Below are 16,838 nucleotides of genomic sequence, written 5' to 3'. Positions count from 1 at the left end.
GACTGACGAAGTCAGTCACATATATACGGCAAGGCGACGTTGACGTGGTTTGAATTTGATTTTCGAAGAGTATAAACTCATCTGATAACAACTATCTTACCCCAATCCTCAAACAAAAACTGGACTTCCTCCCCAAATGCGCCTATCTCCCTCCCAACTGCACTTTTTGGATAAAGAAAATAGGCAGAACAAACGTTCTACCTAGAAAATATAAGAATTCCAAGTTAATAAAACCGAAATGATTTCGTGTCATTATTAAGTAAAGAAAAGAAATTTTAGTATTTCTAAAAACTATTTATAATAGACACTATAGCATTAAATAAAAATGGTACAGAAAATACTACTGTCAATCTTAAATTTTTAAATCTCGCATAATTTGTTATCCCAATTAGTAATACTGTCAATATGCTGAAATAAGCAAACTTTATATCCGATGGATTAAATAAGTAACAAAGTAAAATGCTAAAACTTAAGGTTATATTTTTAGATAAAAGAATATCTCCAAAGTTCCTCTTATCCTTATCAAAAAATAATGTAATCAGAAAGAGAGAAAATCCATATTCAATAAGAGTTGCTATAAATGTGAAAACAACAGAAATCACTGTCAATATTGTTTCTATTTTAATTGTAAAAAGATTAGATAGTTCAGATAATTTATCAATTTGTTCATCTAAAATTCCCGACTTCATCAGTAAATCAATAAACAAATATAAAAGAAAAAGATAAATAATCAGATTCATTAATTTGTATAAACTATTATTTGTTTGAAATTTCATAAACCCGTCCTTCCTCTATTAAAATCCTTTGAGATTTGCTAATCAATTCTTGATTCAATAAATTATGAGATACATATATAATAGTAGAGCTTTCTTTCATGGAAATTAAACGTTTAGCAATCATATCAATACTTCTTGCATCCACTGTTGATAAGGTCTCATCAATAAAAATATAATCCCAATTTTTAGCAAAAATTAAGGATAAGCCTAATTTGAATTTTGTTCCAGTAGATGCTGTCATATAGTTATCTCCGATTTTATTATCAAAAAAAGTATTAATTTGTTCTTTATCCTCAAATGATAGATGGATTTGAAAAGAATCACACAACAACTGCAAATTTTCTTCTATAGTAAATGGAATAACCCCAAGCTGATTGGTATCAAGGTATAGTACATCTTTGGAGACACAATTCTTTAAACCACTATCAAAAGTCTCTAGCCCAGCTAAAAGTTGTAGAAGGGTGCTCTTTCCTGAACCATTCTCTCCTTCAACTCTGTAAATTCCCTTATCAATCTCTAGTGATATATTTTTCAGTATACATTTATCATAACTTTTAGATTCATTTTCAATTTTCATAATTTAATTCCCTCTATCAACGCTGCTAAAATTAATAAAATATAAGAAATGATATACCATTTTAAATTACTTTTTATATAAATAAGTATATTTTCAATTCCCCTATCCTTCAATAATCGGTATAAAAGATACTGACTCATACCTTGATACCAAATAAAATTCGGTATTTCAATAAGACCATGAGGTAATATTCCTTTTATTGTAGCTACTATTCCAATCATCTGACCAGATATACCCAATTGTATTCCTAAAGATAGCAAATCAAAAAGTTGCAATAAGGGCGAAATCGGAAAACAGAATAGATATAGCAAAAAATTTGTAGAATTTGCCTGTAAAACTGTCAATGTAAATTGTAATTCCAGTTTCGGAGGTATAGTAGCAAAAGTCTCACTTTTTAATATAAAGCTTAAAAGTAAACCTAGTGAAAAACAGACCGTACAAAATAACACATAGTAAATCAGAAAACCACTTTTTCTCATCTAATGCCCCCTACTAAAGTTACAAATAATATCAGAAAACAATATAAAACCAGAAAACTCCATCTCAATAAACTAACTGTACCTTTAATTAAAAATAGAGCTTTCTTATAATAGACATAGGCTATAAAATAATTGAATGGAATCAATAACAAATTCAACAAAATACTTTTTATATCATTACTATAACTTGTCACCGGAATCAAACATAACAACAATGAAAATTGTAAGAAAGAGATTAAATGCGTCAACATCATTAGTTGTGCATTCTTAAAAAAGAAATTCATTTTAGAATGATTAAGAGCAGATAATTGAAGTAAAGCTAGATCTACCCCAATTGAGGATTTATGATTCCCTATTATTGCCTCCATTAATGTGATATATATTGAGGTATAAAGAAACAATATTGGTATTTTTGTACCATCAATTGATAACATCGTCATCATATACCAAAATAGATAGGAAAGAAGAATACTAATCAAAATAAAAGAAAAAGTTAACCCTTTATTTAACCAACAAAAACGAAGCAATATAAATAGACTGCTACGAAATCTTTTTTGGCTCATTCGACTGCTTTTAAAATAGAAATTACTCGCGTGATTATCTAATATCCCCATAACTAAAATAAAATAATTGAGTAGTATGACATAAATTACAACTTGTCCTTGTTCTATAGACAATAGTCCTATAGATAAAAATAAGAACAATTTACTTATAATTGAAAACAAACTAGGTAGAATTAAAGAAATAATTTGAATAACTATCAAACAAAGAGTAATGTATAAATAAAAATATCCAATAATATCTAGAAAATACAAAATAAATAAATAAATGAATGATTGTAAAATTTGGAAAGAATAATATTTCTTGACAATGGCAAGAAGATAGAGAAAAATATAGTTTTTCCTTATATAGAAAGTATTTATTTTTTTACTTTGGATAGGCAGTTTCATATTATAACGATTCAAAGTAGCGTAATCTACTACCAAAAAAAGTAAAAATAATTTCCCTTGAAAAGGAAGATAGCTTTTAAAATAGATTGACAAACTTATGATAACAAAAAACAAAAGGGTTATCCCAATAAAATTAAGATAACCTAAAATACTTTCACATTCTTTTTTAGAAAGTATTTTCATCTAGTTCTACCATAGAGCTGCTTTAGCAGCACCCTTCTTTTTCAATATATAAAGAACTGTTGCTGCAATACCCGAACCAATAGAACCTACTCCTGTGATTGCACCTACAATTGAAATTACTGCTGTAACTGTACTATAAGCACTAATCAAATTGACTACAGTAGCAGCAGCTTTTGTCGAAATTCCTAATGTCCCAGCCAACATAGGAAAAGAAACAACACCTAAGCTTAACCAACTAATGACTGCTAACATTGCTGAAACAATGAGAAATTTATTATGAAATTCCATTCTTTTAGATTTCATTTTAGTGTACTCCTTTTGTATATTATGTATGTTTTATTGAGAGTTAATTCGCACATGTTGTATTCCTAACTCTCTTCAAATGTTCGTCTATATTTTATACTACTTTTATTAACATATCTATAATAAATAAATTACTACTACATTTTCCTAGATTATCAAATTACTTTTATATCACTAAGACTCAATAAAAGATAATGTCTATTTAACTTTTATACGATTACTACCTCCTTTTTAGTTTACACTTCCTACATCATAAATAAACATACTCAACCCTCACAATCTCCAAATCACTCTTTTATATCATTGAAAATTGAGTTTCATCCTCTATACTAATGTAGGAAACCTATTAAAACATTCCTTTAATCCAATATAAAAATACTTTATTCCATTAATCTCTACCTGATATTATAGATAGAACCAAACTCTTATACTTAAAGGGACAAATAACGTTCCAACCATAATAAACCTCCTTTCTTTTTGAGAGCGTTTTCTTTATAGGTTTAATATAACAAAAACATGAAAAAAACAACATGACTTAGAAGTCAGGTTGTTGGGAAATCTATTTGTTTTTCTTCTAAGATTCTCTGAACTAATATCTGATCATCTAGCAATTCTGCTAGAGAAATTGCCTTTTCATAGAAACTTTCTGCCTCTAAAATATTCTTGTCTACAAATAAAGCATATTTTGCCTTTAGCAAAAATAGATGAGGTCGGTAAAAAACATGTCTTGTTTTAGCAATAATTTTCTCAAATGTTTGAATATATATCAGACTATCTTCTGTCTGAATTTGGATAAATAGGCTCAGAAGAACTTTTTCCATCTGAGCTAGGCTAGCCTTATCTTCATATTCTGAACATAGCAATACTTTTTGAGCTAACTCCTCAAAATGTTCTTTATCTTCTAATCCCATAGCACAACAAAAGAAATACAATTCAATAATCAACAAATCATTTACAGAAAAATATTTCTTTTTTAATAACTGCTGGAAATATTCTTCCACTAACCCTAAACCGTAGGTCACATCTGAACTACCATAAATATCAAAACGAGCTTGTGTCACATCCACAATTAACTGCTCTTCCTCAGGCAAATTCTCATAATAGTTTTCATATATTTCCTCAAGTATAGCTTCTTTTCGTTCGATTCTTCCCTTATCAGCGTAGGTTTGAGAATGAATCAGCTCATCTTTGAGTTTTAGGAATCCTTTTGGAATCTCTATAACCTTAACATCCACAATATTCTGTAATGATACTCCAAGTTTATCCGCAATCAATAATAATTTAGGAAGTGTTGCTAAAGCTTGCCCATTTTCAATACGTGCTAGCTGACGAATCGTCAACTCTGATTCATCACCACAAATATCTATCTGAGTTTTTCCACAAGATCGCCTAATAGTTTTGATTTTATAACCAATTTCACGTTTCAACTCATCCATAGTAATACTCCTTAAGTTGATTACAAAGATTTCTTTTTCTTCCTAATTCTTTTGTCAATCATGTACAAAACGATAATCGAAAACAGCGGTGGTACAATATAACTCTTTTCACTCATTGTCAGCTGAAATCCCAGAGTTGCTAGTATCTTAAAGATGAAAATATTCATCAAAAATAGAAAAACAAATACTAAAAAATATCTTAAAACCTTCTTCATTTCTTTTCTTCAACTCTCCTAATTTCTATACCTATTTTATCAAATTTTATCAAAAAATACATGTAAAACTCCAAATAAACAGCTCAAATACACTTTTTTGGCAAAAAATAGGCAGAACAAACGTCCTACCTACTAAAAATATGCTATTGAAAGGAAAATGATTTTTTTCTGACACCCTAGGCAAGCTTGGGACAAATAAATCATTGATAGTAACCTTTACGACATCCTATTTAAAGTTACTTCAATTTTTAATGTCCCTGCTATTTCTAAGCCACCTCTGGTATAATCTATTCCTAGTCAGAATAGATAACACCGTTCTAAATTACGATTCATAGTTACTCCTTTTTTTGATTCGTTACTATAAGACACCTATTCCCTATAGAGCGTCTACTACCTCAAATTTATCCATTCTTTTTTTCTTTACTTCTGTATAAAAGAATGAAGACCATCATAAATAATGCAATCGTTGGTATATTGAAACTATCAAACCAAGTAAGTAAAGATACTTTATTCATGTCAGCTACTAATCTGATGATGATATAAGACATTGAACTAAGTAATACCATAATTTCAGGCCAAACTTTCAGTATTGATTTAATAAATTTCATATTAAACTCCAATGTGATGCATTCCTAGATTCTAGCCTAGCCATTTTAGCGCAGACTAACAAGTCATTCTTAACTGTTTACTCTACTCGCTTTTTATTGACCTTATATCCTAGATAAAAGAGCCCAAATAAAACAGGGTAAATTTCTGGATAAAATAGGGTATTGATTGGATTTCTCAAAATCAAATACGTTGCGATGTAGATTATGAGCGATACGGTAAAATAACCCTCAGTAAAGCCTAATAAAAATGTTTTCATAGAAAGCTCCTATTTACCTGACAAGAATGGCGGAAAAACGCTACCATTCATATACACAAAATCCTTTTGATTCATGTTCTTCATTTATAGTTTGGATTATTTTTTGACAAATCTTTGCGAAAAATACCAAAATATGCTGAGAAAAGCAAACCAACCAAAGTCCATTGCCAATTAAAGTATACTAACGAACCTGTACGAATCACATGAAGCGCGACATTAAGAATTATTCCCAACAAAGGAAATATAGTGGCTAGTTTAGGTAACAATGTATTGAGATTAAGGTTGCGATTATTCATTATCTAACGCCCACGACGAGCCAAATCTGAACCAAATTTGTAACCAGCATTAAAAATTTGTACAGCAGCATTCAGTACTCCTGCAATCCCAACTGCTTCCGCAAGACCAAAACCACCTTTTGTTCCCACTAATTCATCGTCAGATAATTGATAAAATTGTTCTAAGTTCATATTCGTCATTACTCCTTTGTATTATATTTTATTGCTATGTAAATGATTAAAATGAGTATTGGATAAGTAAATACTTCTGAAATATCCATAAAATTTATACTATACTGTCCAGATAATATTTTATAATCAATTAAAATTTGAACGATAGTAAAAATAATACGTAGCGATAACAATACCCCTAATAATATCACTTCTTTTTTTAAAAACATAGAAATGCCTCTCTGACTACAATCAGATTATGGTCTATTCGCATAATACCCCAAAGCTGCTCCTCCAGCAAAAAGCGCTGCTGCTCCACCTGCTACTGCTGCACCTATCTTCCAGATAGACACTCCGGCGATTACAAGAGGCAATGCTCCCCCATCCACAGCCATCAACTCTTCTTCTGTAAGAGCTACAAAGTTCTGTTCCATTTTGTCAAAATTTGTCATCTTTTTTCTCCTCTTGTTCTATTTTTTCTAAATCTTATCTTCTAAAAAATGGGGTTCCAATAAATATACCGCGTAACAATAGACCTGTAATTAGACCCCGTTGATAACTTTCCTTGCTACCACCCACCAGCAAGGCTAAGTCGCTTTCCTTTAATACCTCAACAGTATACTTATCATTCATTTCATTCATCGCTTATCCTCCTAAAAACCAAAACCTCTACGAAATCCAATGTACCAATCTGCAAGGGTCTTCACCCAACTTTCTCCACCTTGAATATCGGTCAATTCTTCCGAAGTTAGCTCAACAAATCCGTAATAATGTTCTTTCATTATTTTATTCCTTTCTTTTTCTTCTCACTTATCTATTCGAAAAAAATTTCAAAAATGTACAACTAAATTAAATTTTATTTAAAAAATAATTTAATGAACCATGAATAGAAAATTGGTAGATACATAAAGCAAACTCCTTTCTTTTTCCTCTTACTTATCTATTCGAAAAGGAAGTCAAAAAAATAAGAATATCAGAAAATTTTCCGACATTCTTATTGATAAATTTGTAAGTCTATTAAAACTATTCTACCTTGTAAAAAAATCCCTCGGTACTACCATTGATAAGTTGGTGTCCAAACCATAAGCGGTCTTGTGTAATATCAGACGAGTCAGTATAGCCATTATCTGAAGAAGAGGTGACAGACATGGTTATAGGGATTCCTGCTGGTAAAAAGGCAATAGCTGCACCAGCACCTCCATCTTTAGAAACAGAACTTGCCTTGAGATAGTGGTCAATTTCCTTAGCATGTTCAATTGAAATCTTGGAATGATCACTTACTAAACCATTTTTGTCAAAGGTGAATTCAATACCTGTACGATTCCTCCAAGTGCCTGCGACACTAGAAAAATCTCCATTTTGAATTGCAGTAATATCCATCCCTTTACTTTCTGACGGAAGGCTTGTTTCTCCATTTATGAGACTTGTGACAGATTTCCAAAAGAAAGATCTTATGTCAAGGGAAGGTGGTTTTGTCCCCAGTCCCTCTTCTGTATCTGATTCAATGACTAGTTCTAACAGTGTTCCATCCTGATTCAACTTGTATAGTTTAAGTTGGATTTGATTAGTAGATACTCGGGTAGATAATTGAAAATAACCATTTTCTAAAGGATTAAAATGTACTCGCTCTCCAATAAAGTCCAAATTGTTTTCTGCATTGGTCAGTCGAATAACTTCACCATTTTTAAGAGTTCGAATATCTAATAAATCGTAATAGTTAGAATCCATTTTTAGGGTAATCAAAAGTTCGTCCGTACCGTCTTGGTCTAAATCATACAAGCTATACTGTAATCCAGAATATTCTTTAGGATAAGTGTTTTTTAAGTTTGCTTTTGAATTGATCTCTGTATGTGAAGTTGACGAACCATCTAATACTTTGGCATATTCTTTAAGAACAGGATTATATAGGGTGTAATCAGGTTTCTTCTCTTCCGATGTAGAAGAAGTTGAACTAGTACTTGAAGCAATTGCTTCAGAACTTATTGCAGAAGTGTTTTCACTCTGATGTTGACAAGCTGTTAAAATAGAGATAGCTAATATACTAATACTGAATGGAAATAATTTTTTCATATGTTTAATCTTACAATTTGAAATTGTTTTTATACCCACTCACCGTTGTAACTGACACGATAACCGTCAGGTGTAGTTGTATTGATTGCGAGTGCACCAGAGCTATAGGCATAGTACCATTTGCCAGATACTTTCATCCAGCCTGTTTTCATAGCTCCTGAATCTTGAAGGTAGTACCAGCTACCGTTATCTTTGACCCAACCTGTCTTCATCGCACCTGAGCCGTCGAGATAGTACCACGTGCCGTTGTCTTTTACCCAGCCAGTTTGCATCCAACCAGAGTTATCAAAACGATACCAAACACCATTGATTTTTTCCCAGTCATTAGTTGTATAAGTGCCATCTTCGTGTTTATACCACCAGCGACCATTCGAATACATCCAAGTAGATTTAGACTGATGGGTCGTCATGGTTGTATCCGTGTTAGAATAGTTTCCAGATGACGAACTTGTAGAAGTTGACGAGCTAGATGAATTCGAACCTGATTGAGTTGTGGTGTTAGTATTTGAATTTGTTGAAGGATTTCCGATAGTCACCTCTTTTCTAACTTTAAAGACACGTTTTCTATTATCAACTGAGTGATCGTGCGGAGAGCCAGCTTCTCCAGACATCTCCAAGATGTATGTTCCGGCAGGAAACTGTCTGATATCGAAAACATCCCCTTTAAATTTATTACTATAAATTAAAGGCAAAAGAAATTGGTCGTTGACGTCATTAGTTAGACCACTAAAGATGACATCATTATTATGTTGGTACACAATCTTTCCGGTAGCCTTATCAATTAGAGTAACATTTCCTCTAGCTGCATTATCTCCTCCGTGTTGTAGTGGCTCTGAGAGTACACCTTCAAAATTAAATCCAAAATGATGAATTTCAACCTTTGTAATTGTTGCTTCTATTTGTTTTTCAGTACTCGTATTCGAGATAGTATTTGCTTGATTATTTGATAAGACTTCTAGTTTGGTTACATAAGTGTAAAAAGGACCTCCTTTTCCTAGATTTTCTCTGACATCAGCAGTTAACTTATAGAGAGTACCATTTAATTCAAACTTCATGGTATAGATACCATAGTCTGTTGCTTTAAAGACAATTGTTTTACCGTTGAATGTAGCAATGCCGTTGGATTCAAAACTTGCAAATTGCTTAGAGAATTCTTGTCTATAAGCATTATCTACCCAATCAACCGTTGTAAATTCACCATCAGAAAATGCTCCAAGTTGTGCTTTTCTTTTTTCTACAAGCGTCACATCTGTTGCGACTAAATCTGTATCACGATACCCAGGAGCAGGTTCTTCAACATAAGCATTAGCTGCAGGAGACCAGAACTTGACCATCGGGACGCCACTTGCTGCATTGACACTTGAAATTGTAGCTCCTGTTGCTAGGAGTGATAAAACTGCTGTAGTCGTTAAAACGATTTTTTTCATAATTTTTGTATTCCTTTTCTTTTTATCTATTTTTTATAATCTTATCCTATACCCATTCTCCATTGTAATTGACGCGATAGCCGTCTGGTGTAGTCGTATTGATTGCTAGGGCACCAGAGCTATAGGCATAGTACCATTTCCCAGATACCTTCATCCAGCCTGTTTTCATAGCACCTGAGCTATCAAGATAATACCAACTACCGTTATCCTTGAACCAACCAGTCTTCATAGCACCTGAACCGTCGAGATAGTACCACGTGCCGTTGTCTTTTATCCAGCCAGTTTGCATCCAACCTGAACTATCGAAGTGATACCAGATATTATCTAATTTTGCCCACTGATTGTAAGGGTAAGACCCATCAAGTTGCATAAACCACCAACGAGAACCAGATTGTCGCCAAAAACCCATACCCCTACCAATATCTTGCATTTGAAAAAAGAAACCTGGTTTATTAGTCCCGTTAGACTTACCTTGTTTTGTTTTCTTACTGGTATGAGTTCCGATTGCCTTCAAGTCTTTGTCAAAAAGATTCGCCTTAGTCGCAAATGTTTGAATCTGAGAAGAATTTGCTTCTGTATATTGAATGGCCTTTCCATAACCACCAGCTAATTCTTCAGAGCCACCAGATGATGTTCCGAAACTTTGTGCAACGGTAATCCATCCATTTTGAGTGACAGGGTTTTCAAAGGCTGCCAAACCCATATAGGTCAATTCTGAATTGATTAAGGATTCGTAGTGTCCAGTTTGACCAGATACACTTGCCCCACTACGAGATTTGACGTAATCTGCTTTTTCGTCATACCATTGATTAATAGCTGTCATAAATCCATCATAGTTCCAAGCTAAGTTTTCGGCTAGTGAAAAATTCCCTGAAGGCCAGGCACTCCAAATATCTTTATTAGATAAACGTTTATGATGCCTAGTTACAGAAGCTTCTGCTGCCCGAACGAAGGCTGTTTTTTCTAGTTCAGTTGACCATTTGATCGGAACATAGCTAGTAACTAGACCTTCATCTGCTGCCTCTTTTCGAATAGCATTGATACGATCTAAGATAGCCTGTTTATCTGGCGTTAAGAAAGTCCCTTCAATCCCAACTAGAGTAGTACCAGAAGAAGTACTAGTGACCTCAGAGTTTAAGATATTGTAGGATTGACCTTTGATTGCTTGAGTGGAAACCAGCCTATCATTAGCAACTACTGATTGTGATGTAACAATTCCTACCCCAAGAAGTGATAGAGCTGAAATCGTTGCAAGTGTGAACTTTTTAGCTTTGGTGTCCATTTCGTGTCCCCCTATTTTTATTTATTGTAAAATAATCAGTTTGTCCTAAAATCTAGACTTTTTTGGACAAACTTGATAAAATGGAAGTGTAATAATAATTGGTCAAAATGCTGGATTTTAGAACCTTTTTTCTAACGAAAACGCTTCTAAAATAGACTGTATTTTCTGTCCAAAAAATCCTAGGTTTTTTGACAAGAACTATGAATTTTTTATCCAATTGTGAAAGGTGCTTTTTGATACTCCTAAGATGTCTGCACCTTCTCGTAAGATTATTTCTTTTTTCTTATATTGAGCTATCACATCAGGGAGATTATTCGGAACAACCAATTTTGGTCTGCCGAATTTCTTCCCTTTTTTCTGTGCTTCCCGTATTCCTTCCATTTGTCTTTGTTTGATTTGTTCTCTTTCAAACTGTGCCACATAAGATAGGACTTGTAAAACGATATCGGAGATTAGTTTTCCTGTGATATTATCATTGCTATTCTTTGTATTTAATAAGGGGAAATCTAAAACAGTTATATTTACTTTCTTTTTCTTAGTAATTGCTTGCCATTGTTCTAAAATTTCATCATAGTTTCTTCCCAACCTATCAATTGATTTAATAACCAATTCATCATTTTCTTTCAAGGTAGTTAATAATTTTTGATATTCCATTCTGTCAAAATCTTTTCCTGAAACGTAATCAATAAAAATATTCTCTTTTGATAATTTGTTTTCTACCAATGCTGAAAATTGCCTATCAATATTTTGTTCTCTTGTAGATACTCGAACATAACCGTAACGCATAAAAACTCTCCTTTTACACTTATTGTAAAATATAAAAAAGGGCAAAATGCCCTCAAGGAGTAGTGTATTCAATTTCTAGCAATTATATATTAGTTCAAACTGGTTCATCAAGCCTTAAAAGTATGTAAAAAATCACAAACTAAGACCTCCTTCATTCCTTTTCTTCAACTTTCCTAATTTCTATACCTATTTTTTATCAAAAATACATGTAAAACTCCAAATGATGCAAATAGACACTTCAACTGCACTTTTTAGCAAAAAATAGGCAGAACAAACGTCCTACCTACTAAAAATATGCTATTTTGAAAGGAAATTGATTTTTTACTGACACCCTAGGCAAGCTTGGGACAAATAAATCATTGATAGCAACATTTACGACATCCTATTTAAAGTTACTTCAATTTCTAATGTCCCCGCTATTTATAAGCCACCTCTGGTATGATCTATTCATAGTCAGAATAGATAACACCGTTCTAAATTACGATTCATAGTTACTCCTTTTTTGATTCGCTACTGCAAGATTCCTATTTACCTGATAAGAGGAGAGATGGTCCTCTTTACATGTGCAAGATAATTTTGAATCAGATTCATCATTTATCGTTTTGATTATTTTTTGACAAATTTTTCTGTTTTCTTCTCCGAAGACTTTAAAAATTTTTTTCTAATTAGATCATCCATATAGGGACCAAATATACCAACTACTAAACCAATAATAAAACTTTTAAAATCCATAATTACCACCAACATGTCGCTGCATAGGCCACACCTCCAAATATAGCTCCTCCCGCAGCACCAGTTGCTGCACCTTGCCATGTTCCTGTTTTAATTCCTAGCTGAAGACCTCGTGCTGCTCCTCCTCCAACACCTGCTTTGGCAAAATCTCCCCAATTGCATCCGCCACCTTCAAGGCAAGCAAGTATCTCAGTATCCATAATTTCAAATTGTGACATCGTTTTTGTATTCATAACGAATGCCTCCTTTTTTATTTTAATGCTTGTCTTGTTGCAAACTTGACAAGTTTGGTATAGCAGTGTTTATTAAATTGTTTCATCCAAATCTTGAATTACTGAAATAATCATTCCCTGTATTCCTCTTATTTATCTATTCGAAAACGAATTCAAAAATATAATATATGATATTCATTTTAATAAACTATATTAATAAAATGCATTGTAAACATTTCGCCCAAATGATCTACCAGCATTATAGATACCACCGAAAAATCTTCCCGTACTATCAATCACTTTGTGGACATCGATGTTAATATTACCTCTCCATGACACTCGACCACCCTCTACTGTTGCCAAATCTTTTTCTGTAAGACTTGTAAATTTTTCTTCAATTTTTATCATATTCATTATGTCTGTTCCTCTTTATCTATAATTTTTTATTGAAACAAATAATTGTAAATTGTTTCGCCAAACTTCTGCCCCGCCCAATAAACCGATCCTAAAAGTAATGTCCCTAAAGCATAAATCCCAACTACTCCAACTATGAAAATGAATACTTTCACAGGAATTGACTGCAAACTGTAAAAATTCTCTACCCTAGTAATCCAACTTTCTATTATGCGTTCCATCAGCGCTCTTCCTTCCCTGTTAACGTCCACGACGCTTAGCATGTGCTCCTGAAGCACCATCTACCGCACCCAATAAAAATGTTCCTGCAATTGCGACTCCTCCAACTACTACCAGACCAAATAGCAAGCCTCCTTCTACATCGGCCAATTCCTCATGACTCATTACATGAAAATTATTTTCCATATTTTTAATTTGTTCCATCTTATTCTCCTTTTTTGATTCTTAACAATTGAAAAAGGTAGTTATTTGTATTTCCTTTTTCATATATTCTGTTCATTGTTGTAGGTAAGCTTCACTCTCTAAATATTATCTTAGAATCCAAATAACGCACGACGTAAAATGAACCCCACCATTAAACCATGTTGGTAACTTGCCTCACTACCACCCACCAGCAAGGCTAAGTCGCTTTCCTTTAATACTTCAATAGTATACTTATCATTCATTTCATTCATCTCTTATCCTCCTAAAAACCAAAACCTCTACGAAATCCAATGTACCAATCTACAAGGGTCTTCGTCCAATTTTCTCCACCTTGAATATCGGTCAATTCTTCCGAAGTTAGCTCAACAAATCCGTAATAATGTTCTTTCATTATTTTATTCCTTTCGTTTTCCTCTTACTTATTTATTCGAAAAATAATTCGAAAATGTACAACTAAATTAAATTTTATTTAAAAAATAATTTAATGTACCATGAATAGAAAATCGGTAGATACATAAACCAGGCTCCTTTCTTTTTCCTCTTATTTATCTATTCGAAAAAGAAGTCGAAAGTGTACAACTAAATTAAATTTTATTTAAAAAATAATTTAATGTACCATGAATAGAAAATCGGTAGATACATGAACTAGGCTCCTCTCCTTTTCCTCTTACTTATCTATTCGAAAAACAATTCAAAAATAAACAACTAAATTAAATTTTATTTGAAAAATAATTTAATATACCATGAATAGAAAATCGGTAGATACATGAAGCAAACTCCTTTTCTTTTCCTCTTACTTATCTATTCGAAAAAGAAGTCAAAAAATAAGAATATCAGAAAATTTTCCGATATTCTTATTGATAAACTCATTCAAATCTAACAGATATTAGACATTAAGATATTTTTTAAGGGTTCTTCTGGCTGTTCGTGATACGGGGAAATGCAAGCCTTCTAACAAGGTCACTTCTGTGGCAGTCATCTCTTCAATAGCCTGTAAACTGACTAACGTATTGCGATTGGCATAGACAAAGTAATCTTTTTCAGCCTTGGCAGCGATATCCTTGAGACTGCCATAAATGGTCTTGATAGAATGATTGGCATAATAGACCTTGATACGATGGGATTCCACTGAAGTTTCAAAGGCTAAAATTTCATGGTAGGGCAGAGTGAAGCCCCGTCTTCCCTCAAAACTATAGGTAAAGAGACGCATATTTTCCCTCTTATCTACTGCCAGTACATAGTCCAGACAGCGCTCCAGCTGATGACAGTAGTCCGCCTCTGGCTGATCCTTGGAAATAAAATCCAAGGCAGACAAGTGGTAGCGAAAAGCTAGAGGTAAGGCCTCCGAGTGCGTGGACACAAAGACAATGCTTGTAAAAGGATCCCGCTCCCGAACCTGTTGAGCAACCTGAAAGCCCCGTTCACGCTCTCCATCAATCTCTAAATCTAATAAATAGAGCTGGTAATGGTCAAAATACTGAGAATACTTTTCAACATCCCCATAGTTTTTGGCAATATCAATTTCCAATCTTAAATTGCGAGAGCGACCGATATCTAGTAAAGTCTGCTCTATCCGTCCTTGCTGGACTCTATCGTCTTCCAAAACTAAAATTCTCATTCCTCTCCCCCTCGTTTCTCATCCTTAAATGGCAATTCTAAATCTTGTCTAAAAGTCGTCTCTCCTAGCTGGGTATCTAAGTTTAAATCATAATGAAAAACCATGTCCTCCAAGGTTGCCAAGCCCAGTCCACTGTGGTTATCCTTGGTAGAGTAACCCTTTTGACTGAGAATACTGGGATTCAGTTCTTCTTTCTTACGAGTGTTTTCAATGATAAAACGGACACTCCTATCACCTGCCAATAAAGCAACCCGAATCTGCGGATTTTCAGCCTCACTGGCTGCTTCTAAAGCATTTGTCGTGAGGATAGAGAGGATACGGATAGCCTCCAACATAGGCAATGCCAGCTCTTCGACAACCCCCACCGTCTCCAAACTAAAATGAATTCCCTGCTTATCTGCCACAATCATGGCTTTTGCCAAGGTATTGCGAATAGCTATATCATGGATATTGTGAAGATTAAAGGCCGTGTAATCCGCCTTCCTCAGCTTTTCATTAGTCTTTAGAAAGACATCTTGATAAATGGTAGATACCTCAGCCATGTCTTGATTTGCTATGGCAGGCTCCATGCTGGCGACAATTCCCGCAAAATCATGACGGAAACCTCGAACCTCATCATAGAGATGTCCCAACTTATCCACCATTCCTTGCAAGGAACGATTTTCATCTTCCTGTCTCTGAATGGTCTGCTCATCACGATAAACCTGCTCCAAATGCTTGATGTAAAAGAGCCAAGAGAAAAAGAGAATGAAAATCAGGAGAGAAATGGTCGTATCAAAACGAACGTAGAACGAACTATTTCTATTGGTCATAAACGAAGAGAATATCCTAAATCCAGTCAGAGGTAGGATAATGAAAAAACTCTTATAATAGTGGGTTTTGAAAGCATCTGAAAAGAATAAATCCAAATCCAAAGAACAACGTTTCATAATTGTAGAACATAGAAATATTGATAATAAATCAAATACAGATCTATATAAAGTGGAAAACGAATCTACAAAACAACAAGGCTCACCAGATAATACACGAATCCAAATTGTCAAAAATAAATAACGAATACTTTGAAAGAAGAGAAAAAGATACAGAGAAAGAAAAAAAGCTTCCCCTTTTCCCTTGTGCAATACTAGTAAAAAAATACAGTAAAAGAAGAGAATGATTCCTATATGAAATAATTCTCCAAATGTTTGGCGAGCAGATAAACTAATTAAAAATACAAGGACCCAATAACGTTTTTTATAAAATTCTGGGGAAATTTGAGCACCCAAATAAATAGTAGGAACCATGGTTGAAACGACTACCAACAGTATATATAGCACAGAAACTAAGAATTCTAAAATAATCATAAATAAATCTAATCTCTAACGAATACTGTGAATTTAAGCAAAGTGTCTACCCGTACTAAATAATTTATCGCACCATTTTACGGTATCTTCAAAAATCCCTCCACCATTCACTTCTTCCAAAACCTCTGGAGTTAACTCTTCAAATTGTTCCAATTCTACAAATGTATTTTTCATTTCCATGACAGACTCCTTTTCATTATTTTATAGATAACTCTATCCCCTGCTCCATCTACAAAAGGCTTTAGTTTCCTTTTAAAATACAAGAAATCTAAAGCCTCCTGAAAATGGTATATTGGTTAGA

General features: G+C 33.4%; 28 protein-coding genes. All 28 read right to left on the bottom strand.

Annotated features, from left to right (window positions below; all coding sequences use genetic code 11):
• Window positions 1-284: 284 nt before the first annotated feature.
• Window positions 285-776, bottom strand: coding sequence for a hypothetical protein (locus HT669_RS03180; RefSeq protein WP_000671988.1), 492 nt, complete (start codon window positions 774-776; stop codon window positions 285-287).
• The gene (locus HT669_RS03175; RefSeq protein WP_000687786.1) at window positions 757-1,353 is read right to left on the bottom strand and encodes an ATP-binding cassette domain-containing protein; all 597 of its coding nucleotides are present in this window, start codon (window positions 1,351-1,353) and stop codon (window positions 757-759) included. The genes HT669_RS03180 and HT669_RS03175 overlap by 20 nt, the downstream gene beginning before the upstream one ends.
• Complete coding sequence (locus tag HT669_RS03170; RefSeq protein WP_001232096.1) at window positions 1,350-1,832, bottom strand: stage II sporulation protein M; 483 nt, start codon at window positions 1,830-1,832, stop codon at window positions 1,350-1,352. The genes HT669_RS03175 and HT669_RS03170 overlap by 4 nt, the downstream gene beginning before the upstream one ends.
• On the bottom strand, window positions 1,829-2,965 hold the full coding sequence (locus tag HT669_RS03165; RefSeq protein ID WP_000698831.1) for a hypothetical protein: 1,137 nt from the start codon (window positions 2,963-2,965) through the stop codon (window positions 1,829-1,831). The genes HT669_RS03170 and HT669_RS03165 overlap by 4 nt, the downstream gene beginning before the upstream one ends.
• Before the next feature lie 6 nt (window positions 2,966-2,971).
• Window positions 2,972-3,268 (bottom strand): uberolysin/carnocyclin family circular bacteriocin, encoded by a 297-nt coding sequence (locus tag HT669_RS03160; RefSeq protein WP_000837726.1) that lies wholly within the window; start codon window positions 3,266-3,268, stop codon window positions 2,972-2,974.
• A 542-nt stretch (window positions 3,269-3,810) separates the two neighbouring features.
• On the bottom strand, window positions 3,811-4,704 hold the full coding sequence (locus HT669_RS03155; RefSeq protein ID WP_000343887.1) for an XRE family transcriptional regulator: 894 nt from the start codon (window positions 4,702-4,704) through the stop codon (window positions 3,811-3,813).
• Window positions 4,705-4,724: 20 nt separating this feature from the next.
• A complete protein-coding gene (locus HT669_RS11010; RefSeq protein ID WP_000757185.1) occupies window positions 4,725-4,919 on the bottom strand; it encodes a hypothetical protein in 195 nt (64 codons plus the stop codon).
• Between the two features lie 401 nt (window positions 4,920-5,320).
• Window positions 5,321-5,527 (bottom strand): hypothetical protein, encoded by a 207-nt coding sequence (locus tag HT669_RS03150; RefSeq protein ID WP_023938646.1) that lies wholly within the window; start codon window positions 5,525-5,527, stop codon window positions 5,321-5,323.
• Window positions 5,528-5,604: 77 nt separating this feature from the next.
• Entirely contained in the window at window positions 5,605-5,784 is a 180-nt protein-coding gene (locus HT669_RS03145) for a hypothetical protein (RefSeq protein ID WP_000846995.1), read from the bottom strand.
• Window positions 5,785-5,864: 80 nt separating this feature from the next.
• Window positions 5,865-6,080 (bottom strand): bacteriocin immunity protein, encoded by a 216-nt coding sequence (locus HT669_RS11005; protein WP_078149558.1) that lies wholly within the window; start codon window positions 6,078-6,080, stop codon window positions 5,865-5,867.
• Between the two features lie 3 nt (window positions 6,081-6,083).
• Window positions 6,084-6,251, bottom strand: a complete 168-nt coding sequence (locus HT669_RS03140; protein WP_001047583.1) for a class IIb bacteriocin, lactobin A/cerein 7B family — start codon at window positions 6,249-6,251, stop codon at window positions 6,084-6,086.
• An 8-nt stretch (window positions 6,252-6,259) separates the two neighbouring features.
• Window positions 6,260-6,460, bottom strand: coding sequence for a hypothetical protein (locus HT669_RS03135; RefSeq protein WP_000478865.1), 201 nt, complete (start codon window positions 6,458-6,460; stop codon window positions 6,260-6,262).
• A gap of 27 nt (window positions 6,461-6,487) precedes the next feature.
• Window positions 6,488-6,682, bottom strand: a complete 195-nt coding sequence (locus tag HT669_RS03130) for a class IIb bacteriocin, lactobin A/cerein 7B family (protein WP_000180814.1) — start codon at window positions 6,680-6,682, stop codon at window positions 6,488-6,490.
• Between the two features lie 34 nt (window positions 6,683-6,716).
• Window positions 6,717-6,872, bottom strand: coding sequence for a hypothetical protein (locus HT669_RS03125; RefSeq protein WP_001004586.1), 156 nt, complete (start codon window positions 6,870-6,872; stop codon window positions 6,717-6,719).
• Between the two features lie 11 nt (window positions 6,873-6,883).
• On the bottom strand, window positions 6,884-7,012 hold the full coding sequence (locus tag HT669_RS03120) for a smi_0059.1 family bacteriocin-like peptide (protein WP_000658224.1): 129 nt from the start codon (window positions 7,010-7,012) through the stop codon (window positions 6,884-6,886).
• Between the two features lie 241 nt (window positions 7,013-7,253).
• A complete protein-coding gene (locus HT669_RS03115) occupies window positions 7,254-8,300 on the bottom strand; it encodes a DUF6287 domain-containing protein (RefSeq protein ID WP_172922012.1) in 1,047 nt (348 codons plus the stop codon).
• Window positions 8,301-8,329: 29 nt separating this feature from the next.
• On the bottom strand, window positions 8,330-9,727 hold the full coding sequence (locus HT669_RS03110; protein WP_000725077.1) for an N-acetylmuramoyl-L-alanine amidase family protein: 1,398 nt from the start codon (window positions 9,725-9,727) through the stop codon (window positions 8,330-8,332).
• A gap of 46 nt (window positions 9,728-9,773) precedes the next feature.
• Window positions 9,774-11,009: a CAP domain-containing protein gene (locus HT669_RS11355; protein ID WP_023935473.1), complete on the bottom strand. Its 1,236-nt coding sequence runs from the start codon at window positions 11,007-11,009 to the stop codon at window positions 9,774-9,776.
• A gap of 198 nt (window positions 11,010-11,207) precedes the next feature.
• Window positions 11,208-11,795, bottom strand: coding sequence for a recombinase family protein (locus HT669_RS03100; RefSeq protein ID WP_023932901.1), 588 nt, complete (start codon window positions 11,793-11,795; stop codon window positions 11,208-11,210).
• A 606-nt stretch (window positions 11,796-12,401) separates the two neighbouring features.
• A complete protein-coding gene (locus HT669_RS11480) occupies window positions 12,402-12,527 on the bottom strand; it encodes a PncF family bacteriocin immunity protein (protein ID WP_007284823.1) in 126 nt (41 codons plus the stop codon).
• 2 nt (window positions 12,528-12,529) lie between these two features.
• Window positions 12,530-12,760, bottom strand: coding sequence for a bacteriocin-like peptide BlpU (blpU, locus tag HT669_RS03095; protein ID WP_001093485.1), 231 nt, complete (start codon window positions 12,758-12,760; stop codon window positions 12,530-12,532).
• A 192-nt stretch (window positions 12,761-12,952) separates the two neighbouring features.
• Window positions 12,953-13,153: an SPPN_00645 family bacteriocin-like peptide gene (locus tag HT669_RS03090; protein ID WP_001055966.1), complete on the bottom strand. Its 201-nt coding sequence runs from the start codon at window positions 13,151-13,153 to the stop codon at window positions 12,953-12,955.
• Window positions 13,154-13,393: 240 nt separating this feature from the next.
• Window positions 13,394-13,576: a class IIb bacteriocin, lactobin A/cerein 7B family gene (locus HT669_RS03085; RefSeq protein ID WP_000435077.1), complete on the bottom strand. Its 183-nt coding sequence runs from the start codon at window positions 13,574-13,576 to the stop codon at window positions 13,394-13,396.
• Window positions 13,577-13,686: 110 nt separating this feature from the next.
• Window positions 13,687-13,827, bottom strand: coding sequence for a hypothetical protein (locus HT669_RS03080; protein ID WP_001004581.1), 141 nt, complete (start codon window positions 13,825-13,827; stop codon window positions 13,687-13,689).
• 11 nt (window positions 13,828-13,838) lie between these two features.
• A complete protein-coding gene (locus HT669_RS03075; RefSeq protein WP_000658221.1) occupies window positions 13,839-13,967 on the bottom strand; it encodes a smi_0059.1 family bacteriocin-like peptide in 129 nt (42 codons plus the stop codon).
• Between the two features lie 495 nt (window positions 13,968-14,462).
• Complete coding sequence (locus HT669_RS03070; protein WP_001221866.1) at window positions 14,463-15,194, bottom strand: response regulator transcription factor; 732 nt, start codon at window positions 15,192-15,194, stop codon at window positions 14,463-14,465.
• Window positions 15,191-16,006, bottom strand: a complete 816-nt coding sequence (locus tag HT669_RS10990) for a GHKL domain-containing protein (RefSeq protein ID WP_007285090.1) — start codon at window positions 16,004-16,006, stop codon at window positions 15,191-15,193. Before HT669_RS10990 ends, HT669_RS03070 begins: the two co-directional genes overlap by 4 nt.
• Before the next feature lie 564 nt (window positions 16,007-16,570).
• The gene (locus tag HT669_RS03060; protein ID WP_000425303.1) at window positions 16,571-16,717 is read right to left on the bottom strand and encodes a smi_0057.1 family bacteriocin-like peptide; all 147 of its coding nucleotides are present in this window, start codon (window positions 16,715-16,717) and stop codon (window positions 16,571-16,573) included.
• Window positions 16,718-16,838 lie beyond the last annotated feature (121 nt).

The organism is Streptococcus sp. 2100 (assembly GCF_013276335.1).
Taxonomy (GTDB): domain Bacteria; phylum Bacillota; class Bacilli; order Lactobacillales; family Streptococcaceae; genus Streptococcus; species Streptococcus pseudopneumoniae.
This window is presented reverse-complemented; position numbering and strand designations above follow the sequence as displayed.